This window comes from Bacteroidota bacterium (genome assembly GCA_005882315.1).
Lineage (GTDB): Bacteria > Bacteroidota > Bacteroidia > Chitinophagales > Chitinophagaceae > VBAR01.
The window spans coordinates 336,959-359,473 of the sequence record VBAR01000002.1 but is presented as its reverse complement, the minus strand read 5'-3'; the positions used below and the strand labels follow the sequence as shown (position 1 = coordinate 359,473).

Sequence of the window (22,515 nt, the reverse complement as noted above, 5' to 3'; positions counted from 1 at the left end):
AAAAAATCAATTAGATGAATTTGTCTTTCTTATACTGAATGGCACTGAGTGACTTTTACCTTGCAGGTCCGTTATTTCGAGCGTATAGACCTTTCCTTCTTCAAAATGCCTGTTGAGTTTAAACAACAGGAAATTATCACCATAACTTATTTTTTGTGATAGCTCCTGCATTACCTTTCCATCGGCATCCTTAACTTTCACCGTAGCTTCATACTCTTTACTATAAGAGTAATACTTGATGAAAAGGTTCTTATCATTGATATAGTTTACAGCAGCGTTATCGGAATTATCATTTAATAAAATATAAGCGCTCGTAGTAACTTTTACTTTTGTTGAATCGGGTGGACCCAGTGTGAACGTCCACACCTCTGTTTGTCCCGAATAATTAAATCCATTCTTTGCTATTACCTGCCATGCATAATTTTTACCCGGTTCTAAAGATGAATACGATGAAGGCAGGTTTTCGAATACGTTGCGGATATTGCTGTTTGCATACACAGGTATATTATTAAAGATGGCTTGCGTTGCTGATTGACCTTCCATCACTTCGACAACAGAAATATCATAGCTGAGGTTGCTGAACATTTCTGTGGGTGCCGGCGGGATCCAGCTAAACTGCGGGTAAGTCGTTTGCAGTACAGATTTATCGGGCGGTGTATTTAGTAACGGCGGGCTTAATGGATTAATATTAATTCTTACACACTCATCGGCAAGTGCCTCATTTGCTTTTTCCTTTTTAAAAACCCGGTAACAGGCGATATAAGAACCAAGCGGGATAAAATTTCCGGAGAGTTCTGATGCGAGATAATTGAACAGCACCGGTTGTACGTCGCGGTAATTGATCACCTTTATACCCTTTCCTGTAGTAAAATTCCTGGTGACGGCAGCCAGCACAAGTTGACCTGTTACTGCATCCTGCAGGTTGAGCGATAGCGAAACATCCGTCATCTCGCTGCTATTGTTCACCAGCACAATATTCCACAAACTTTCTTTTTGGATCATGCCTGCTGGTGGCAACTGTACATTCACGGTGAACTGGGCCTTCAGGAGTAAAGGCAGTGCAGCGCAAAGAATAAAGATTATTTTTTTCATCATATCAGAAGTATTTAAACCATGATACCCTGCCCATCTCCACAGGAAATAATGTTTGATAAATAGTTGGCAGAAAAGATTTTTCGTATTGAAATTGTAGACCACCCAACTTTTTTATTTCAAACACGAGTTGGAAATTACCACCCCAATAAACTTTTCCGTCAGTAGTCTTGTTGTATTTTCCGCCTGCACCCATTCGGAACTTTGAACCTGGCGAATAATCTGCGTTGGCTTCAACAGTAAAATATTTTAACTCCTGTTGATCGGTCAGAGTATAATTGCCGCTAACTTGAAATTTCCGGAGCATGACAGAATGTGATAGTAAGTACGTAACACCCTTATAATTGATGAATCCTGAATCGGTTCCTTTATTGGAATAGCGGTTATAAATAACAGAGCTCATCATCCGGGTTCCGGATAATGAATAAGTATAAACCAAAGTCCCGTTCAGTATATGATAGACATTTTCCCTTACACGTTCACGGTTGATAATATAGAGCTGCGTGCCTGGGAAATACCCAACACTTATTGATGGCCATTTAGGAAACTTTACATTTAATTGCGCACTGGTAAAAACAGTTGTTGTCTTGAAAGTTTTTTCAGTGAAAGGGTTGGTGAAATCGTTTCTTCGAAGCATAGCCACGAGATTTATATTGTCTTTCACGAGAGACTGGTCTGCTTTAAGCAACCATGCAGTTTGATCGGTATTATAAGTAAAGAGGCTGAAGGATTGGAAATTCTCACCGGTCTTCCTGAAAAACCCGCTCAGCCTTGTATGTGTTTCCGGAATGATCGTTTTGCCTTTGATACTGATTCCAAGATTGGACTCATCTGAAAATCTGAACAAGCTCCCGCTTTCTTTGTTATCTACTATAGTTCCTGATACAGGTCGTGTTGACTTCGCAACCTCGGCACTTATACTTACGTTTTCATTCTTCCTTAAAATTCCTTCAACTGAGTAACCTACGATGTTTATGTATCCGTTAACGGTGTCATTTAGTACAGTTCCGTAATTATATTTTTTACCGGTGAACAGCGAAAGGATAACAGCTTTTTTATCAATATCACCAATACCAAACCGGCCCATCAGTAAATTTTGCTTGGATGCATTATTATTTCTTCCGAGGAAATCCCTGAAACCATAATCGATCTTACCAATCGCGAAAGCAGCATAGATGCGTGGGTTGTACTCAATGTTCAGTCCTGTGAGCGAAACATTGCTTGCTGTTAGTTCTGAATAGTTAACTATTGTACGACCAATACCGATACTTTTTATATTGGACATGATCTCTTCCCATTTACTTTTACTTTCGTTAGGGATACCGTATTCAGAATTTATTTCTTCCAGCTCTTTGATATTTGTTGCACTGTAAATTTTGTTCCGGAGTGTGGCTACCTGTGTGGCAATTTTATTTTTCAGGCTGTCATGCTTTCCCTGCAGCTTCGAAATAATTTTCTGCAATGAATCGAGTTCACTTCGTTTCTTCATGGTATAATCCCCGATACCTTTCATAACGGAATCAACCTGTACATTCATCCCAGGCTGAGCATTCCGGAGTCGCTGGTAATAAAGTTTTTCACGTTCTTCAATGATCAGTTGTGTCAGGTCAGGTTTATTCAGGAAGATGTTTATATCATTTATTTTCTCATACTCTTTTTTAATTTTGTCCTCAATTACCTTGAGGTCGGGCTTTTGGAATTGGCTATCAATGATTCGTTGCAGCGTAAGGTCTTTCATATTCGAGAGAAAAGAATTCTTGTCGAGCTGCAACCCGAGATCTAAAAAATTTTTGAACCATGGCGAATTGCTTTTTCGTAATAGAAAATTAAATCGGTAAGAAACTTTATCGTTAACGGTCACGTTAATTGAACTTTGTAATGTGTGTTGTCGAAAATCTCTTTGATAGTACGGAGTATCGGAATAGGACCGGTATAAAAAATCATAGAGAACATTACCATGTACTTTTATGGCAGAGGTCCTGGGTTTTCGAATTTGTGATTCATATTCATTCTTTGCGAACCGCCCAACTTTTAAGGTCTTGCATATGCCGCTATAGACCCATACCGAGTCACCTTCGTTTAAATATCGCGGGTTGATATCTAGTACCTTTATCCTTGGAAGGGTATCGCCTAAATTTATTTTTGGTTGTTGTGCAGACATAGTATGCGTGGTTAACAATACGAGTAACAAACACGATATTTTTAGAGTAACCGGCATCGGCACGATCAATTTACTTTCACACCCAGCTGTTTTTTTATACTTTCATTTTCTGCTGATAACTTTTCGACCTTATTATTCAGCCCGATAATATAGAGTGTCAGTTCTTCGATCTTTTTAAGGAGTACAGCTTGATTATCCCCGAGGTCAATTCCTTCTTTCTCGACGACAGCTGCAGTTGGCACTTCCGGCAAGTGCTTGTTCTTTTGAATAAATTCTTCAAGGGATTTTAGAGAAAGAAGATCATAATTAGTATGAAAAACATAATCGGGCCATGTCTGCTGATCTACTCTTACTTTTCTTGCACGAACAGAACCTTCAACAAATAGTTTATAGGGGTCACTGAAATTGGATGTACCAATACCTACTTTGCCTGTGTTGTAAAAAATATTGGATGTAGAAGTTGTCCATTGTGATGAACCACCACCGCCTGATGGTGTTTGCCAGCTTGCAAGCCCGTTGGCATCTGATGTAAGTACTTTGCCTGCTCCTTGGGTACCATCAGCAATTTTAACTGTGATAAGTTCAGTTAGCCCATCCGTATTAAATCGTACAATTTCCGGTGAACCCCAAAAAGCAAGTGCAGCGTAATTAGTTGGAGACATATCACCGTTGTATTTGAAGATCCATGTCGCACTATTATAATTGCTTATGCGATCCTTCCCAAATTGATAGGCATTGATATTGCTCCCTACAGGCACATTGGGTGCAAAGGCACAAACAACAGTATTATAAGTACCAGAAGCGTATGGCGATACAGAAACAAATTTGGCCACTGATGCACCCCAGGTTCCTATCCCACTTTGTACTGTTAAGAGATCCTCAACCCAATCTGCAGTAGCTATTGTAACTTTCCCAGTTGAAGCTACACTCAACCCCTGGTAATGGATCTTGTATGCCTGGCTGCTTATTGTTCCACTCTCTGCCACGGTGAGCTGGTTCCCACTGATGAAACCTGTTATCGTTCTTCTTGTTCCATCTGCAAACACAATAAAACCACCAACTAACTTATCCCACCAAAGAACACCGCTACCATTAATAGTGGTGCCTGTTTGGGATGCAGTACCGGTAGAGTAGATAACCGGACTTACATGAAAAGGATATGCAGGATTGCCTATTCCGACTCCTACATTTCCAGTATTATAATAAATGCTCGAACCATTGGTACCCCATTGTGATGAACCACCACCTGACGGTGTTTGCCAGCTTGCTCCACCAAATGCATCTGACGTAAGTACTTTACCGGCTGCCTGGTTTCCATCAACAAATCGCATGGTACCATTAACATCTAACTTATATGTTGGTGAACTCGTACCAATACCAATATTACCTGCAGAGTTGATAACAAAACGATCAAGACTTGCATCACCATCAACAATCCTGAAAAGACCAGTCGAGCCTGAATTTATAAAGTATGTCTTTGCGCCACCTGTTGTGTTAGTTAGGTAAAGACTTGGACTGCTAAAGCCGCTATTGCCTGATTGAAACAATTTAACCGAAGCTCCGACATAGAGCTTATGCACGGGTGTGGTGACAGTACTTGACCCCAGGTAAGCGGGGTTGGCTGAATTATTAGATGGATAACTATTGTTATTATTGGCCGTCTGGCTTATTGATATGTTTGCAATGATTAATAAGGGACAAACAAGTAAAAGATGTGATCTCATATGCAGTAGGTTTAGAGAATCTATATGGAGATTTTAAGGAATCAACTCACCCCTATGAAACTATTTCATAATATAAGCAGGAATAAAAAATAAGATGTAACTGCGCAGATCAGGCAGTTAATTGTGCAGAATCGCACACCACCTGTTTTCGAACTGGCCTAATTTAAGTAAGAGTAATCTGTGAATGTCATTTCAAGAATGTACAATACCTGTCAGTTCATAATTTGGCGAAGATGAAAATTCAAGTTGGAAAGGAAAAAGATCAAGGAACCAGAATACAGCCAACTCTTGTGTTACTATCTTTATATCGTGCAATACTTTTGTTGCCAAATATGACTAATATCGCATTTAGATACTATGGAAAATGATTTTTTGTTACCCGTTACCTTCCAAGGGAAAGAAAGAGAATTTCCGGTCAGATTCCTTAACTACGGTTACAGCAGCAAACTAGAAGTTGAGATAGACGGAACAAAAATACTTTTTGAACCGGACGAAGAAAGGAATTGGAGGGCGCTGATTTCCTATGAGGACCTCGTCGCAAATAAAAACATAAGCCGGGAATTGCTGGAGGCAGTGGCGGGAGTTATTGAGGAAATCACAAAATGATCGGCCAATGAACTATGCATCTTTCCTAATCTGCAACTTGAAACTCTTTCTAATCAATATATATAAGATAGCAGTTAGCGATAAAGTCAGTATGATTTGTTTGATCTGCACACGAGTAAATTTACGTTATGCGAGGCGGACACTCTATGTGCGAAAACAATTTCAAATATTTTGGACTTTATCTCATTAATACATACATTAGACATTCGATTGATAATAGAAAAGGTTTAATGGTTAATGGTTTTTGATTAGATACCCCCGCTTTCAATCGGGGGTATATCTTTTATACTACACGGAGTATTTATTTAAATTATCCGAAGTGCAAACCAGGCTTAGAACAACTTTCTGATATTTTACAACATCTTCACAACCCTTATCAAAGCATTAACCTTGTTCATGATAAGGATCCTATTTAAAATGGAACACCCTCCCTCCTTTCACCTGCACCTTTTTATGTAAGGGATAAATTTGGTAATGATCTTTCTTTACTTCACGGTAACCGAAGTTATAGCAGAAATGAAATTCATTTTTGTTATTGAGACTACCAATTGCAATGTGCGTGTAAAATCCGAATTCAAAGCCCTCTCTCACCAACACATCACCTCTTACTTGCCTATCAGGGTTCTTCGCATCATAGAGCTTTTTAAGTATCCGCATATTTTTTTTAAGGATTAGGCCAATTGTCCTGATCTGGCTATGCTCATTGGTCTTGATTGCATTATTGTATTCGTCCTTGCATCCTGCATCACAAAATTTTTTATCGGATCGTCCTGATCGGATTGGCTTCTCACAATTCAGGCAAATAGAAGTACTTACTCGCATCATATGAAAATACGACATTTTTTTTATCCGTGTATACACGGGTATAGATAAATACACACGGGTAATATTCGTCTCTCGCTTTTTGCCAACACTACATTCGTTCCGGAAATGGAGGTTAATTCACGAAAAAAGAAAAACATGAAAACAAACCATGTATTGTTGATTGGCTATGTAGGCAAAGAACTGGAAATAAAAGAAACGGAAAATAGCTGTAAAAGAGTAAGTATCCGGATGGCCACCCATTACTTACAAAAAAATGAAATCGGTGAAAAAAAATTCAATACCGTATGGCATGATATAGTCGCTTGGAACGAAAAAGCCGAATATGCTGAAAGAAGTTTTGTAAAAGGCAGTAAAATAATGGTGGATGGCTCGATAGAATACAGAAAATATCTCGACAGATCCGGCCATACGCGGTACATCGTACAGATTAAAGCACACAGTTTGATTAACCTGGATCGCTAAAAAGTAATTATAAAATGAAACAATTCAAATATAAAGGTTCACATAGAATTATATATTGGGGATGCGTTTTTGATTCATTACTGGAATTAAAGTACGCTTTATCAATTCAGGAAGAATATGAATTTCTGCGTTCACATATTCCTGTTTACTATGATCCGATCACAAGGCGTCCTACAAATTATATCAGGGATAATATTCGTCGCTACACGCCCGATTTTCTCATTCGCCATAAACTGACGATGAAAGCTTACTGGATTGAAATAAAACCGAGAGCGTTTTCCGATATCGCACAACTTACGCTACGTAAGGAAGTAGCGGAAAACTATGTCAAATGGAAAGGATATGATTGGATTTATAAGGTCATATATGATGATGAGATTATTTTAACCCTTGACCAGTTAGTGCAGTTCAATGAATGCTGCTCGCTGATTAAGAAATCAGCAAGGAAAATTGCATTTGAAAAATACAATAAACGTTTTGATCGTACCGCACCATCTTTCTTTTCAACAGTTCCGGATAATAACCGTGTATGTTTTGTCCTATTCGGCCAGGAAAGTTCTTTGAAAAAATTTGCTTAGTCCGTTATTGCATCCGCTCCTTCCACGGATAATCTCCCCACTGCAAAGCCCGTGTTCGCTCCCCATACACAACCGATTCAGCGAACCCATGCCTTTGCAATCCTTGATCCGTTACAGCAGATATTTCATAACGTCCTGCACAGACACGCAACTGGAGATGGCCGCTGGCCAACACCAGTTGCTATATAAATCAATAGTGGTATTTAAATGCGGGACGGGAAATCAATGTTATATCGTTTTTTAGCATTCCCCGTCCCGCAATAAAATACCAGGCCATTAAAAGACACTAAAAAAGGATTCTTTGTGACAAGCATGTTGAAAAAACGAGCTCCTTTAACATTGGGAAAATGAATATTTAATTTATCATTGACTAATGGAAAACAAATGGCAAACGCTTCAGGTTATCTTTGATTTGGTGAAAAATGACAACCAACCTACGAAGAGCATCATTCAAACGAATATGATAATCGCTCGCCTCAATTTTCCATGGGATGAAATTGTACAACATCTTAATGAATTACAACAGGATGGTTTGATAATTCTCACACAACTTTCCACGGCTGTTGTTTCTCTTACTAATAAAGGCCTACAGCATGTCGCTGCACAATCTGATATAGCTCATTAATTTCTGTTTTTCATCATTGGTATTACATGGCAACGTCCCTTGCGACGCTCCGTTCATCGTTCCGCTCAATATGCGTCAGTGGATGATTGCCGGCAATACAGTTTTGTAACGAATCGGGCCAATGCGAAAGTCAAGTTCGCGCCTGCAATTGTGCGGACTTTTTTTGGTACACCAAAAAATTCCGGCATAAACACATGCTCATCCCACAATCCATTCTTTTATTCCGTTGCTTTTTGGTGATTAAGAGAGCAGGCACAGGAGGAAGACTTTCTTTTTTCCCTTTTTCTTTTACAAAACATTTTTTTTCATCATTAAAATTCAAAAGTTATGGAACTCACAGGAAGAATGACAGCAGATGCAAAAGTCAGCATTTTAAAAGATGACCGTAAGGTTGTGAACTTTAGTATTGCAATTAACGACAGCTACAAACCAAAAGGAAGCGAAGTAACCATGAAAGTGACCACGTTCTTTAATTGCTCCTACTGGAAGAATCCCGGTATTGCGGAGTATTTAAAAAAAGGAACTCTGGTTGAACTATCCGGACGAATCAGCGTAAACGCCTGGACAAATGCAGAAGGTCAGGCAAGAGCCAGTCTGAATTTTCATGTTAATAGCATTAAACTTCACGGAAAGGCCGGAGCAACTGTAAAGGAAACCATTCTGGCAGTTGTTGAAACCAACAACCCAATTGACGATTTACCATTCTGAAACAGTCAAAGAATCAATTTCTAATTATTTATTAAACCGCAGCAGATACCGCCTGCGGGATAAAAGTTAAAGCTGGGTAACCAATTATGGCACACAACTTAAATTTTAACGAACAAACAAGACAACACAGTTTTTTCTCAGTTAAGGAAAAAGCATGGCATGGTTTAGGAAAAGTCGTGAATGATTATCCGACAAGTGCCGAAGCCCTCAAATTTGCCGGTTTGGATTATGAAGTAAGTAAAGAAAATATTTTTACTACGCTTTATGATTCTGACCAGCAACCAACAGATTCTGCAAATCAAATCAAAACACATTTTGCGACCATGCGAAAAGATACAGGCCATGTATTAGGTGTAGTTGGTAAGGATTATGAAATCATTCAGAATGTAGATGCCTTTTCCTTCTTCGATTCTATTGTTGGCGGTGATGGCATCCAATATGAAACAGCAGGAGCACTCGGTAAAGGTGAGCGGATTTTCATTACGGCTAAATTGCCTTCCTATATCAAAGTAGGCAACAATGATTTAATTGAACAGTATTTATTCCTCACCACTTCGCATGATGGTTATGGAAGTATTACCGCTGCCTTCACTCCTGTTCGCATCGTCTGTAATAATACACTGAACGCAGCCCTCCGTAATCAATCCAACAGTATTAAGATAAGGCATACAGTTAATGCTAAGGACAGGTTAGAACAAGCTCATAAAGTAATGGGAATCTCTAACCAGTTATCCGCACAATTAGAAACTATTTTTAATAAGTGGACAAAAGTAAAAGTAACTGACCCGGAATTGCAACGCCTGATTCAACTGGCAATGGTGCCCAATAAAGAAGTATTGAATAATATTCAATCCGGCAATCTGGATGAATTATCCACCTGCTTTAATAATATGTGTAATTCAGTTTATGAATATGCAATGACCAGCCCGACACAGCAAGAGGAAACAACAAAAGGAAATTTATTTGGAGCATACAATGCGGTGACAGGATATTTTCAAAATGTCAGGAATTATAAGAATGATGAAGCAAAGTTGAAAGCAATGCTCTGTGGTGGAACCGCACAAGCAAGAACACAAAAAGCCTTCGACCTTTGTGAAAACTTTTCTAAAGGCCAAATGGGCATGGTCAATTAAAAATTCAAAGCCCGGAAACGAGCCGACCGTTTGGTCGGCTCGTTGGTTTATTTATAAAGATGAATGATAAATATTTTTCGGATATATCAACTAACAACATTTATTGTTATTCATTATTTCACTAAGATCGGTTTTGGTCTTTTGAAGCGTCCAAGAGCTTCCGGCATAAACACAAATCCACACACAATGCTATCTTTTATTCCGTTTCCATCTTGGACTTTATCGCCCAAAACCGGGGGATGTTTCATAATAAATTTTTCAACTTAAAATGTAATTATTATGGAAAAGGAAATGAACAAACCAGACTGGTATCAGGTTGCAGAAGTGGAATTGATCTATAAGACAAAAGTGAAGCCCTCTCAACGCCCAAAAATTTCATGTGCCGAAGATTCATTTAAGATAGTACGGCAAATATGGGATGCTGACAAAATCGAATTGATAGAGCAGTTTAAAGTATTACTACTTAACAGGGCAAACAAGATTCTTGGAGTATTTGATGTTTCATCTGGTGGGATTACAGGGACTGTGGCTGATCCAAGAATTATTTTAGCTGCATCCGTTAAAGCAAATGCGGTTAGTATCATACTATGTCACAACCATCCTTCGGGAAGTCTTATTCCAAGCCAGGCGGATCAACAACTTACGACTAAAATAAAATTAGCTGCTCAGTATTTTGACATAACGGTTTTAGACCATATTATCATAACTGCAGAAGAGCATTATTCTTTTGCAGATCAAGGGCTGCTCTAAGCCCTTTTTTTATTCATTAAATATTTGATTGCTACCATCGTTTAAAACTTCCCCTGCTTCAAATCAAAACAGCATTGCCCCGTGAGCCTCGATTAATTTTGCAGGAGAAGCAAATCTAACCTGTGCTTACATTTCGTTAAGCTGCTGGATGAAATTTTTCAAACCGGCTTAGATTGCCTCTTTTCAGCAATCGGCCAGATGTACGGTTGTATCACAACCGGGATCTGGCCGCCCGGTCACTCCGGAGTCGTTGGGCGGAAATTGAAGAGGATGATAAAAGTTTTTGAAATACTTAATGTGAAAATGAAAAGAGATGAGTGAAAAAAAAGTGAACCGTACAAAATGGTTTCATATCAGGTTGACATCTGCTGAATACAAAAAGATCAACGACGCGTTTTCAGTATCAACCTGTCAAAAGATAAGCGAGTATGGTCGTAAACTTCTGCTCCAAAAACCAGTTACTGTCTACAACCGGAACCAATCACTTGACGACTTTATGGCAGAAATGATTCTGTTAAGAAATGAACTGAATGCTCTCGGCAACAACTACAACCAGGTAGTTAGAAAAATGCATACTCTTGACCATTTACACGAATTCAAATCATGGATAATTATGAACGAAAAGCAACAGCAAAGTCTTTTGCAGAAAGTAAGTCAAATAAAAGAAAAAATCAATTCAATATCTGACAAATGGTTGCAAGAATAAACACAAGTAACAGCTTGAACATGGCGCTTAATTATAACGAACAAAAGGTCAAACAAAAGAAAGCCGAATGTATTATGGCAGTCAACTATCCAAAGGATCTAAACGATCTTAATTTCTATGCTAAACTCAACCGGTTTAAAAAACTTACTTCTTTAAATGAGAATACGAAACGCAACAGCTTGCATATATCACTAAACTTTCATCCATCTGAAAAATTAGACAGAGATAAGCTCGAACAGATTGCCACCACCTACATTGAAAAGATTGGGTTTGGGAAACAGCCCTATTTGGTCTATGAGCATAATGACGCTGGGCATCCACACATACATATTATAACAACAAATATTCAGGCAGATGGAAAAAGAATTGAGCTACATAACATCGGCCGAAATCAATCGGAAAAAGCAAGAAAGGAAATTGAAAAGCAGTTTAGCCTGATAAAAGCTGAAGGCAGAAAGCAAATCATTGAAAAGAAAGAAGTGAACAATCAAAGAATTCACTATGGCAAATCCGAAACAATGAGGGCTATTACGAATGTACTGGATACAGTCATTGATCAGTACAAATATACTTCGCTGCCCGAATTAAATGCTGTGTTGAGGCTTTATAGTGTTACAGCAGATAGAGGCAAATCAGGCTCAAGAGTTTATGAAAACAAAGGGTTGCTATATCGCATACTGGATGAGAAAGGAAATAAGATTGGTGTGCCGGTAAAGGCAAGTCTTATTTACAGTAAGCCTACACTTAAATACCTGGAGAAAAAATTCATTACAAATGAAATATTGAGACAAGAACATAAGAAGCGATTAAAAAATACAATTGACTGGTCCTTTCTTAAAAAACCAACTCAGCCATTAGCCTCATTAATTGAATCTCTTTCAAAAGAAAGAATACATGTCTGTATAAGACAAAACGAACAAGGAATAATCTATGGCGTTACATATATAGACCATCTAACCAAATGCGTATTCAATGGAAGTGATTTAGGAAAACAATACAGTGCAAAGGGGTTACTAGAAAAATGCAGGGAGAAGGAAGTCAATAACTCCAAAAATAAAATGCAATTGCCTGAGAAAAATATCGCAACTGCAAAAGACCGTGAAGAAATTCCATTTAACCGGGAGGATATCAGCTTTGTTGATAAAATAACAGATATGGTGATGACTGCTTCAGGTCAGTATGCTTTTGTACCATATGCTTTAAAAAGAAAGAAGAAAAAACAGAGGCGATCATAACAGAAAGAAAATAATATGGCAAACACAGGTGAAGATGAAAAAGGATTGCGAAAGATAATGGACCTGACAAGGATGATGAGTATCGCCATACTCTTAATTCATACTTATTATTATTGTTATCGTGCCTTTGATGAATGGAACTTGTCAGCGACAATTTCTGATACTCTTTTAAAAAATATTGCAAAAACTGGTTTATTTGAAAGTTTTCAAAAAGCAAAATTGATTGCCTTGGGTTTACTAATTATATCACTACTTGGCGTAAAAGGCAGGAAGAAAGAAAATCTGAAATTTAGTACCTCCATTATATATATGGCTGTCGGTATATTCATTTACTTTCTAAGCTATTTGTTTCTTGAGAGCAGTTTTGATCCCGGCACAAAAACAATTGGTTATATAGCAATCACAGCTACAGGATTTCTATTCTTTTTATCTGGCGGCACTTTATTAAGCAGGATTATAAAGCAAAGATTAAGTACCGAAGTATTCAATAAGGAGAATGAGACTTTTCCTCAGGAAGAAAGATTTTTAAACAATGAATATTCGATTAATCTGCCCGCACGATATAATCTGAAAGGAAAGATCAGGAAAAGCTGGATCAATATCATTAATCCATTCAGGGCCTTGCTGGTTATCGGCTCTCCGGGATCCGGTAAATCTTTTTTCGTTATCAATCATGTTATCCGGCAGCACATAAAGAAAGGTTTTTCCATGTTTGTGTATGATTTTAAATATGATGACTTAACAAAGATTACATACAATGCTTTACAACAATACAAACATTTATATAAAGTGAGACCGGAGTTCTACGTCATTAACTTCGATGACCTGTCAAAAAGCAACCGATGCAATCCATTAGACCCTTCAACGATGTTTGATATTACGGATGCCGCGGAATCATCGCGGACAATTATGATGGGGCTCAACCGAGAATGGATCAAACGACAGGGTGATTTTTTTGTAGAGTCGCCTATCAATTTTCTGACAGCAATTATTTGGTTCCTGCGTAAATACCAGGATGGAGCTTTCTGTACATTACCACATGTTATCGAACTCATGCAAGTAGAATACGATAAACTATTTACAGTACTAAGAACGGAACCGGAAATAGAAGCATTGATCAATCCCTTTGTTACCGCTTATATGAATGATGTGATGGAGCAATTAGAAGGACAGATCGCTGCTGCAAAAATTGCGATGGCAAGATTAGCCTCACCACAATTATACTATGTCCTCTCTGGAAATGATTTTACGCTGGATATTAACAATGTGAATGAGCCAAAGATTGTTTGTATGGGTAATAACCCCCAGAAACAGCAAGTGTATGGAGCAGTGCTTTCCTTGTATATCACCCGCTTGATAAAGGTCGTCAACAAGAAAGGAGGTATTCCATCGAGTTTGATCTTTGATGAATTCCCAACTATCTATTTTCAGGGAATGGATGGATTGATTGCCACCGCCCGTTCCAATAAAGTAGCAACTACTCTTGCAGTTCAGGATTATAGTCAATTGAAAAAAGATTATGGCAGGGAGCAGGCAGAAGTAATTATGAATATTGCCGGTAATGTTATCAGCGGCCAGGTGATGGGTGATACAGCTAAACAATTGTCCGAACGATTTGGAAAAATTATGCAGGACAGAACAAGTTTGTCGATTAATATGAATGACACATCTGTGAGCAAATCAAAACAATTAGAAGCGGCAGTGCCCCCTTCGGCTATTGCCAGTCTTTCATCCGGCGAGTTTGTAGGAATGGTTGCAGACAATCCCGATCAGAAAATTGAATTGAAAACTTTTCATTGTGAGATCCTGAATAAACATCCATATCTGCAATATTCAAGTTCCACTAGTGATGCGCTTCCTATAATCCGGAAAATAGATCCCCGCTTGGTTAGTAATAATTATAACAGGGTTAAAGTAGAAGTTCAACAAATAATTGATACCGAATTCGAAAGAATATTTAATACACCAGGATTGGAAAGCGTTATTATAAAAAAATAACAGCAACTCTTTTGCTTTCCAAATCACGACGCACCAGATCTTCAGTGAGAGCACTTAAAAATATTTAATTGAGTTCCGTACTTGGCAATTTTTGAATTGCTTTCCTGCCTATATGTACCCTGTATCGCTGATAAACAGTCTCAACATACTTTGTTGATGTATGACCTAACATTCCCGCAACTGTTGCAGAATTTACGCCTTCATCTTGCAACAAAACAGAAAAGCTCAGTCGCGCGCAATGCCAGGTAATATGTTTTTCCAATCCTGCATCTTCACACCATTTTTTTAATATTTTATTTGCCGCGTTACTACTGGGAAGATGGAATACAAGTCCCGTCTTTGGTTTTCCAATGATCAACTTTGTAATATTATGTAATGGAATTTCTACAAGTACTTTGGTTTTTTCCTGCGTAACCATAATTGATTCTATTCGAATCGATTCCCATTCCAAAGGTTTCACATCGCACCATCTGAGTCCCTGGTAAAGAGAACAAACAAAAGCCTTTTTAACTTCATAGTTAGTACAAGGCGTTTTAATCAGCTGAATATATTCATCTGGTTCTAACAATTCTTTCTTTTTTTTATTTGGCTTCACTTTAGCCTTTATCATTTCAGCAGGGCTATTAATAAAATATCCGTCTGCCTTTGCTGCTTTCAAAACTTTTTTGAATTTATAAAAATAGTCAGCAGGCGTTTCACCGTTAAGTTTTTGCAGCAAGTAACTCCTGAATCTTTCACAAACAGTTTCGGTAATTTCAATAGGAGCAACATAATCTTTGTTCATGAATTCTTTGAAATAAGCAAGACTACAAAGCAAATGCCTGCTTCCGGTTCTTGAATTTGTCTTTACATATTCCTCATAGTACTCCAGGAAATTGGTCTTCAGTTTATGTTTTGGAATATACCCACTACCGATGGCCTGATTTTCAAGAATCATATGAGCTTGTTTGGTCTTGAGTATTGCAAGTGATTCCTTATTGTGGTTTTTTTCTATCAAGTCCTTTGGATTGTTATACGTAAAAATGCCGGTAGCAATCCTTTGACCTGCGGCCTTACCCCATTCCAATGTATACCATGTCTTTTTTCTGTTACGAGAAACATTCTTTGTAATTACGATTGACATAATCTTAAATTTTTTAGTGAAAAATTTTGTCCGCCGTAATGTCCGCCATTTGTATGCCGTAATCGCCGGTAAAAAGCGAATGGAAGTGTAGGTTTGTGAACAACTCTAAACGAAAAAACTCTGCAATTTGCTTTTTACTAAAGCTTTGCAGAGTTATTCAGTGCCCGAGACTGGAATCGAACCAGCACATCCTTGCGAACGGCAGATTTTGAGTCTGCTGCGTCTACCAATTCCGCCACCCGGGCATGGGGCTGCAAATGTAAATGGGAAAACGTTAAGTATAAAATTTAAATGCCCTAAAATGCGACCCTAATTTTAAGCAATTAAGTGAGATCAATCGCCATGGTATAAATAAAAAAACCGGCTCTTTAAGCCGGTTTACTATTTTATTAAAACTGATTATTTCAACTCTTTAAGAATGTCTTCATTTTGTTTAGCAAACTCTGGAAACTTGGCTTCATTCGCAACCCTGATAGCGTTATTGGCGGCGATTTTTGCTTCTTCTTTCTTACCCATTTTTGCAAGTATTCTTGTCTTCAATGTATGTACCCAGGGCTGTGCATTAGGTATTGGCTCAATGGCTTTATTCACCCATGCCAGTGCTTTGTTCAGATCTTTACCATTGTCATAATAATATTGAGCAGCGGCATAATAAGGATGATTATCCTTATTCATCGCATCATCGATCTGCTTCATTACTTTACTATCTACATCCACAGTAACCGGAATTGAAACATATACTTTATCCCACATCATGCCCAGGTTAAGGCTATTACTTTTCAGATCATCAAAACTCATTGTAAATGTTTCGATAGAGAATGGCAGATCCATAACGGCTGCTTTTACTCTTACTACATCCTGGTCTTGCTTGTAAGCATCTGGACTTGTTACATCAGTTTGTTTAGAGATTATAACAGTCCACTCCTTCGCTTCAGGAATAGTCAATAAACCATATTTGCCGGCAGGCACTTTTGTACCACCGATCATTACATCTTCACCAAAAGTAAGAGTGGTTGCTAAGTTTGCACCGGTACGCCATACCTTGCCATAAGGTACCAGGTCACCGAATACTTTACGGCCTTTAACTCCAGGACGTGAATAAGATAATTCAACATTCGATAAAGCAAAATTTTGCTTTAATGTAGTTGTGGGGCTCGCCTGTGGAGTTGTTACTGTTTGTGCATTGGAAAAATATACAGCTCCAAAAGCTGCTGTGGCAATTAATAATTTTTTCATAATAGCTTTAGTTTTAAGGAAGTCAAAGGTAGGGAGAAGAGATTAGAGTTCGGAGTTATTAGTTAGGAGTTGGGATTCATTCGCAGAAAACGAAAAATCGGCTAAATAATAGATTAAATCCAGAACTTAAATCCGAATGGCTTTAAGCTACGGACTACTAACTCCCAACTCCTGACTCCTGACTATTTCAAAAAGGTATCGTAACTGTAGCTTTGCCTTTCCGGTTCTTCTTTTTCCATTTAGGACCTTCTTTTACAAGGCGGATCGCTTCCTGGTCGCATTTATCACAAAGTGATTTTGTGACTTTTATATTTATTGGTTCGCCATTGCTATTTACATCAAAACTCAGTTCCACTATCCCACGACCATTTTCTTTTTCCCTTAATGGCACTTCTTTTATTTCAGGTACATTAATATTATTTGCGAGGTAAGAATCATATTTTTCCCAACCATCATCCGGTTCCGGTTCTGTAAGCACCATATCGGCAGTGCGGCTTCGGTTAGTATTGGGCTTAGCATTACTCATTACAATTGCTTCAATGCTCTTGTCTTCCTGCAATACAAGTTGATTAGATAAAAGATCATTTCTTAATCTAAATTGTGAATTATTAAAGCCAACAGCACGAAGATTTACATTCAATACCGAATCGGGTGCCACCAATGTAAAATAGCCTTTCGAATCGGCGTAAGTACCTACGTTCACTTCAGGAACATTTACATTAGCAAATGAAATAGCATTATTCTGTGCATCGGTAACACGACCGCGGAAAATATTCAGGTTCCTGTAATTGGTAGTGTCAAGCTTCGATTTTAAGAGCCTGCTGTTTGCAATTTCACCCTGGTTTCTTTGTGCATTAATATCGACATAACCGGATGAAGGTTTATCAGTGGACTTTTTAAATTCAACTGCTTTTTTATCAGCCTGTCGCTTGTCAAGTACCACCAGATCATCAGCTTCCTGTTTTCTCTTTGCATTATCCTCTAATTTTTCAGCTTGAGCAGGAGCAGAACTAACCGGGGCTGGGACATTTGCATTTTCTTTACTCAGATCTTTTGTTGTATTGGCAAATGCCCTTGCCGGAATACTATCCTGTTCGAAGGTTACATAAGCTGGTGAAATATTTTTATCATCTTTTTTTGCAGTATCTAAAGTAGTTGTAGTAGCATTATCTGCTTTATTCTTATAGTAATTCAAATTGGTATCCTTAATATTTGCAGTACCGTTATTACTATCCCTTAAACTATCCGTGTTCAATAATTTGAGTTCAGATTTTTCAGCAGGAGTAACAGAATCAGTACCCGTAGTAGCTGCTTTATCTTGTTTAATTGCCAGGTTATCTGTTTCTTTTTTATTTAATAAAGTGTAAGCAAGTATGCCGGCACCCGCAACTATCACAATCATTGCCGCAACACGCAGCCCATAAGATCCTCTTCGCTTATTCATTACAACAAGCTTTGCTTCACCTTTTCTTTCAGCAAGCCTGTTTCTTATATCTTCTAGATCATCAGAAGGGTTTCCGGCAATCTTATATCCATCCAATGCATCGGCAAGAAATGGATCATCCATTGCCGCTTTTTCCAATGCATGCATTTCCGCTGCCGGCATTGAACCTTTATGATAGCGTTCAATGTCTGCTGCCGAAAAATTTTTTATATTATTACTATCATCCATTTATACTATTCAAATTTAAAAACTTCTTTAAATAAAAAACAAGAACCCTACTTTGCTACTAACTGCCGACTTCTGGCTGCCGACTGCCAACTGATTTTTCCATACAAATTTTCAAATTCCTCCTTCCATTCTGTATCAGGCTTCTTACCTGGTTCCATTCCATACCTGTCAATTCCACTATCTCGTTATAACATTTGCCTTCCAGGTAAAATAGCTTCACTGCATTTCGCTGTTCCTCCGTTAAAGTACCCAAACAATATTCCAGTTTCTTAAAGTTCTCCTCTTTCTCGAATACACCATTCAGATGCACATTTTCCTCTGATTGCATAAGACTCTCAGGTATTTCCACTGTTTTAAGATTTCTTGGCGTACGGAGCTGCATCAGGCAATAGTTTTTCGCTAATTGATACAACCAGCTTTTGAAATTTTCCACTTCATGCTTTTTCAATTTTAACACCAACTCCTCGAATATCTGCATAACACTGTCTTTTGCCTTTTCTGAATCTTGTAAATACTTCATGCACACACCATAAACCAGCTCCATATATCGCTGGTACAGATCGCCCAGCACCTTCAGGTCGCCAGAGGTTTTGTATTGCTCAACCAACTCTTTGTCAGTTAGCCCTGTGTGTGATATGTTCTTTAAAAAAGACAATGCCCTAAAATTAAAAAGAAAAGGCAGGCAATCCTATTAAATAGTAAGTCGAAGGAAAAATTTTAGTGCTGCCATATGTAATGTTAAAAAAGACTGCATCAGTTAAGTAACAATATCAAAATTTCAGCTTTACAGCTGGTTAGCGATTACGGGTCCCGTGTCTACGGGGTCCTTTTTTAAAAACTTAAATCAAAACTGCATGAGAAAGATTTTTACAACACTTGGATTTATATATGTATCGATAGGTTACTCTCAAAAGCAAAAAGTTGCTGTGATATCCAATTGCAAACGGGTTGACTCAGCAACAATACATCAGCAAAAAATTACCTTAAGATGCGGTAAAACAAACATTGGGACAGACCCATTACTGGTTATTGATGGCATTCCTTATGAATATGGCAGTTTCAAAAAAATAAACCCTGATGATATTGAATCAATTGAAATTTTAAAAGATGCCGCCGCCTCGGCCATTTATGGATACCGTGCATCAAATGGAGTAATCATTATCACCACTAAATCATCTAAACTCAGAAAATTCATCATCAAAGATTTTCTGGGAGGAAAAATAGTGCCTGGTGCTACTGTAAAATTCAAATCACAAAAAGATAGAAATGATTCGCTGGTGATTGCAGCAAATGACAGCGGGTATGTTTTAACTAACAAATTAAAACCGGGAATTGATTATGATATAGAAGTAAGTTCTATTGGTTATAAAGCTTATCAATCTTATTTCAAAAATCCATCATCGTATAATATGCAAACAATCTTTCTCGAAAAAAATATCAACAAGCTGGAGGAGCTTATTGTCGTTTCAACTGATGGAGGCCGATGTATAAAATGTGGATGCCGTTGCAGTGTAATTCGCTGTTACTACTCTATTATAGACACTGTAAAACAAAAGCCATCATTCAAAATATATCCAAACCCCGTTAATAGTGGTGCATCCATAAATCTTGAACTGCCGGCCAATCTTTCAGTCAATTTTATTGTCCGGATCTTTTCTTTATCAGGCGCCACTGTTTTTCAACAAAAATTTTCCAGCGTAAAAACAAATACAATTAATCTTTTATTGAATTCGCGGCTTTCTGCATCTGAGTATATTGTACAACTGGTTAGTGAAAACGGTAAACCAGCAGGGCAACAAAAAATTATCATCCAATAAAACCAGCGTTATGAGTAAAGCATTTCAACTCACGATTCCCAAACCTTGTCATGAAGACTGGAATAAAATGACACCGGATGAAAAGGGCAGGTTCTGCAGTTCCTGCCAGAAACAAGTAGTTGATTTTACATCGATGAATAATCAGCAGCTTGCTGCATTTTTTAAAAAACCTTCTACCGGTTCTGTTTGCGGCCGGTTTAATAATGACCAGCTTAACCAGGACCTGCAAGTGCCACAAAAAAGAATTCCCTGGTTAAAATATTTTTTCACCATTGTAGTACCTACATTTTTTGCAGTAACAAAAGCTAAGGCGCAGGGTGAAGTAACTAAAGCCGTAAAAGGACAGACTACAGTTAAAATTGTTTCGGACAGAAAAGGGATTGATTCAATAGCGACAACAAAATGTATCCCTGTGGGAAAACGTATTAATGGAGAAGTCTTACCTCTGATAAACGATACGATTGTTGGCGATACTGTGTATACAATAATAGAAGAGAACAAGACTATTACCGGAAAAGTAACAGATGAAAAAGGAGAGTCATTAGTGTTTGTAACCATCATGGTTAAAGGAACACAAATCAGGACGCAAACAGATACAAGTGGAAAATTCAAAATCACAATGAAAGAGGGGAATAAGCTCGTAGTTTCTTATATCGGATACGAAACAAAAGAGCTGACCCCTGTTAATGATGCCAACAATTTATTAATAACTATGGTACCAATTGATGAAATTTTTATGGGTATAATTATAACCAAGCCTGTTCTGAAACAAAAACCAATACCCTTAATTCCTCAAATTTCTGACACTGCTTTCAAAAATTTTAAGTTCTATCCCAACCCTGCCGCACAAAACACTATCATCACACTTGAATGGAATAAGCCAGAAGCTGGAAAATTTGAAATCCAATTAATAAATCAGCAAGGACAAGTAGTAAATCACAAGACGGAAAATTTTACTGAGAAATTAAATTCAATCCAATATCCAATTCCTTCCGTTTCACCCGGAAGTTATTTTTTAGTGATCATTAATCGTAAATCAGGTAAGAAACTAACTGAGAAGATCATTATTCAGTAGTTGTTTTAGTTAGCACAAATAACTGATTTTTTTAAGTTAACTTTTAAATGCCGGATGAAAATCTTCCAATGTCTTTCTTAAAAACTTACGATCAAGATGGGTATATATTTCCGTAGTCGTAATACTTTCATGCCCGAGCATTTCCTGTACTGCACGCAGGTCGGCGCCACCTTCCACGAGATGGGTGGCAAATGAATGACGGAATGTATGCGGAGAAATATTTTTAGTTATACCCGCCAGCTTCGCTGCATCTTTGATAATATAAAAGATCATTACGCGGCTCAATAGCGTACCCCGTTTATTCAAAAATAAAATATCCTCATTTCCTCGTTGGACTTGTACATGCACACGGATATTCTTGCGGTAAATATTAATGTATTTGACTGCGCTTCTGCCGATCGGTACGAGTCTTTCTTTATTTCCCTTGCCTACAACTTTTACAAATCCTATATCCGTATACAAATTAGAAATGCGAAGGTTCACCACTTCACTTACACGAAGCCCACAACTATACATTGTTTCCAGTATTGCTTTGTTGCGTCCCCCTTCGGGTTTGCTTAAGTCAATTGCATCGATCATTTTTTCGATCTCTTCAAAACTCAATGTATCGGGTAAAGTCCGTTTGAGTTTGGGAGTTTCCAATAAAATAGTAGGATCGAGTTTGCTTATATTTTCAAGTATGCAATACTTATAAAATGAACGGATACCTGAAATGATCCGTGCCTGTGAAGTAGCTGTCATTCCTAATTCTGATACCCATTTTACAAATCGTTGCAGTTCTTTTAAGTCAACATCTTCCGGCGATTTTAAATTTTTCTTTTCCTGTAAATACTGCGTGAGCTTTTCTATATCCCGCAGATAGGCTTCCACTGAATTATCCGATAAGGATTTTTCCAGTTGCAGGTAGGCTTTGAATCCTTTTTTATAAGGTTCCCACATAGAGTAATTGAGATATTAAGATATTGGGTTATAGATTGACCTGACTACCT

The 22,515-nt window shown here is 37.9% G+C and carries 20 protein-coding genes and 1 tRNA gene; 11 read left to right on the top strand and 10 right to left on the bottom strand.

Annotation, left to right across the window (positions count from 1 at the left end):
- Positions 1 to 6: 6 nt before the first annotated feature.
- From E6H07_12810 to E6H07_12800, 3 genes are all read right to left on the bottom strand, one after another.
- The gene (locus E6H07_12810) at positions 7 to 1,095 is read right to left on the bottom strand and encodes a hypothetical protein (protein TMI63648.1); all 1,089 of its coding nucleotides are present in this window, start codon (positions 1,093 to 1,095) and stop codon (positions 7 to 9) included.
- Position 1,096: 1 nt separating this feature from the next.
- Positions 1,097 to 3,253 carry a hypothetical protein gene (locus E6H07_12805; GenBank protein ID TMI63647.1) on the bottom strand — a complete coding sequence of 719 codons (2,157 nt, stop codon included), beginning with the start codon at positions 3,251 to 3,253 and terminating at the stop codon, positions 1,097 to 1,099.
- A 65-nt stretch (positions 3,254 to 3,318) separates the two neighbouring features.
- Positions 3,319 to 4,977 (bottom strand): hypothetical protein, encoded by a 1,659-nt coding sequence (locus tag E6H07_12800; GenBank protein ID TMI63646.1) that lies wholly within the window; start codon positions 4,975 to 4,977, stop codon positions 3,319 to 3,321.
- A gap of 357 nt (positions 4,978 to 5,334) precedes the next feature.
- Between E6H07_12800 and E6H07_12795 the strand changes: the two genes are divergently transcribed.
- Positions 5,335 to 5,583, top strand: a complete 249-nt coding sequence (locus tag E6H07_12795) for a hypothetical protein (GenBank protein ID TMI63645.1) — start codon at positions 5,335 to 5,337, stop codon at positions 5,581 to 5,583.
- A 408-nt stretch (positions 5,584 to 5,991) separates the two neighbouring features.
- On the opposite strand, the gene E6H07_12790 is transcribed toward E6H07_12795, so the two are convergent.
- The gene (locus E6H07_12790; GenBank protein ID TMI63644.1) at positions 5,992 to 6,408 is read right to left on the bottom strand and encodes a hypothetical protein; all 417 of its coding nucleotides are present in this window, start codon (positions 6,406 to 6,408) and stop codon (positions 5,992 to 5,994) included.
- Positions 6,409 to 6,513: 105 nt separating this feature from the next.
- Here E6H07_12790 and E6H07_12785 point away from each other — a divergent pair, with 105 nt between their 5' ends.
- The 8 genes from E6H07_12785 (at position 6,514) to E6H07_12750 (ending at position 14,603) form a co-directional block, all read left to right on the top strand.
- A complete protein-coding gene (locus E6H07_12785; protein ID TMI63643.1) occupies positions 6,514 to 6,870 on the top strand; it encodes a single-stranded DNA-binding protein in 357 nt (118 codons plus the stop codon).
- 14 nt (positions 6,871 to 6,884) lie between these two features.
- Positions 6,885 to 7,448, top strand: coding sequence for a hypothetical protein (locus E6H07_12780; GenBank protein ID TMI63642.1), 564 nt, complete (start codon positions 6,885 to 6,887; stop codon positions 7,446 to 7,448).
- A 952-nt stretch (positions 7,449 to 8,400) separates the two neighbouring features.
- Positions 8,401 to 8,781: a single-stranded DNA-binding protein gene (locus tag E6H07_12775; GenBank protein TMI63641.1), complete on the top strand. Its 381-nt coding sequence runs from the start codon at positions 8,401 to 8,403 to the stop codon at positions 8,779 to 8,781.
- Between the two features lie 86 nt (positions 8,782 to 8,867).
- Positions 8,868 to 9,914 (top strand): DUF945 domain-containing protein, encoded by a 1,047-nt coding sequence (locus E6H07_12770; protein TMI63640.1) that lies wholly within the window; start codon positions 8,868 to 8,870, stop codon positions 9,912 to 9,914.
- A 279-nt stretch (positions 9,915 to 10,193) separates the two neighbouring features.
- Complete coding sequence (locus tag E6H07_12765; protein ID TMI63639.1) at positions 10,194 to 10,664, top strand: DNA repair protein; 471 nt, start codon at positions 10,194 to 10,196, stop codon at positions 10,662 to 10,664.
- Between the two features lie 313 nt (positions 10,665 to 10,977).
- Entirely contained in the window at positions 10,978 to 11,370 is a 393-nt protein-coding gene (locus E6H07_12760) for a plasmid mobilization relaxosome protein MobC (protein TMI63638.1), read from the top strand.
- Positions 11,355 to 12,605 carry a relaxase gene (locus tag E6H07_12755; GenBank protein TMI63637.1) on the top strand — a complete coding sequence of 417 codons (1,251 nt, stop codon included), beginning with the start codon at positions 11,355 to 11,357 and terminating at the stop codon, positions 12,603 to 12,605. The genes E6H07_12760 and E6H07_12755 overlap by 16 nt, the downstream gene beginning before the upstream one ends.
- Positions 12,606 to 12,620: 15 nt before the next feature.
- A complete protein-coding gene (locus E6H07_12750; protein TMI63636.1) occupies positions 12,621 to 14,603 on the top strand; it encodes a conjugal transfer protein TraG in 1,983 nt (660 codons plus the stop codon).
- A gap of 64 nt (positions 14,604 to 14,667) precedes the next feature.
- Here the strand turns inward: E6H07_12750 and E6H07_12745 are convergent, their stop codons facing one another.
- The 5 genes from E6H07_12745 to E6H07_12725 form a co-directional block, all read right to left on the bottom strand.
- Positions 14,668 to 15,726: a site-specific integrase gene (locus E6H07_12745; protein TMI63635.1), complete on the bottom strand. Its 1,059-nt coding sequence runs from the start codon at positions 15,724 to 15,726 to the stop codon at positions 14,668 to 14,670.
- A gap of 161 nt (positions 15,727 to 15,887) precedes the next feature.
- A tRNA-Leu gene (locus E6H07_12740) sits at positions 15,888 to 15,971 on the bottom strand.
- Positions 15,972 to 16,125: 154 nt separating this feature from the next.
- A complete protein-coding gene (locus tag E6H07_12735) occupies positions 16,126 to 16,962 on the bottom strand; it encodes a DUF2911 domain-containing protein (protein TMI63634.1) in 837 nt (278 codons plus the stop codon).
- A gap of 187 nt (positions 16,963 to 17,149) precedes the next feature.
- Positions 17,150 to 18,634 carry a hypothetical protein gene (locus E6H07_12730; GenBank protein ID TMI63633.1) on the bottom strand — a complete coding sequence of 495 codons (1,485 nt, stop codon included), beginning with the start codon at positions 18,632 to 18,634 and terminating at the stop codon, positions 17,150 to 17,152.
- 58 nt (positions 18,635 to 18,692) lie between these two features.
- On the bottom strand, positions 18,693 to 19,289 hold the full coding sequence (locus tag E6H07_12725) for a sigma-70 family RNA polymerase sigma factor (protein ID TMI63632.1): 597 nt from the start codon (positions 19,287 to 19,289) through the stop codon (positions 18,693 to 18,695).
- Between the two features lie 199 nt (positions 19,290 to 19,488).
- On the opposite strand from E6H07_12725, the gene E6H07_12720 reads away from it, so the two are divergent.
- Together E6H07_12720 and E6H07_12715 are read left to right on the top strand one after the other, a co-directional pair.
- A complete protein-coding gene (locus E6H07_12720; protein TMI63631.1) occupies positions 19,489 to 20,451 on the top strand; it encodes a T9SS type A sorting domain-containing protein in 963 nt (320 codons plus the stop codon).
- A gap of 10 nt (positions 20,452 to 20,461) precedes the next feature.
- Positions 20,462 to 21,526 (top strand): T9SS type A sorting domain-containing protein, encoded by a 1,065-nt coding sequence (locus E6H07_12715; GenBank protein ID TMI63630.1) that lies wholly within the window; start codon positions 20,462 to 20,464, stop codon positions 21,524 to 21,526.
- A 36-nt stretch (positions 21,527 to 21,562) separates the two neighbouring features.
- Here the strand turns inward: E6H07_12715 and xerD are convergent, their stop codons facing one another.
- Positions 21,563 to 22,465, bottom strand: coding sequence for a site-specific tyrosine recombinase XerD (gene xerD / locus E6H07_12710; protein ID TMI63629.1), 903 nt, complete (start codon positions 22,463 to 22,465; stop codon positions 21,563 to 21,565).
- Positions 22,466 to 22,515 lie beyond the last annotated feature (50 nt).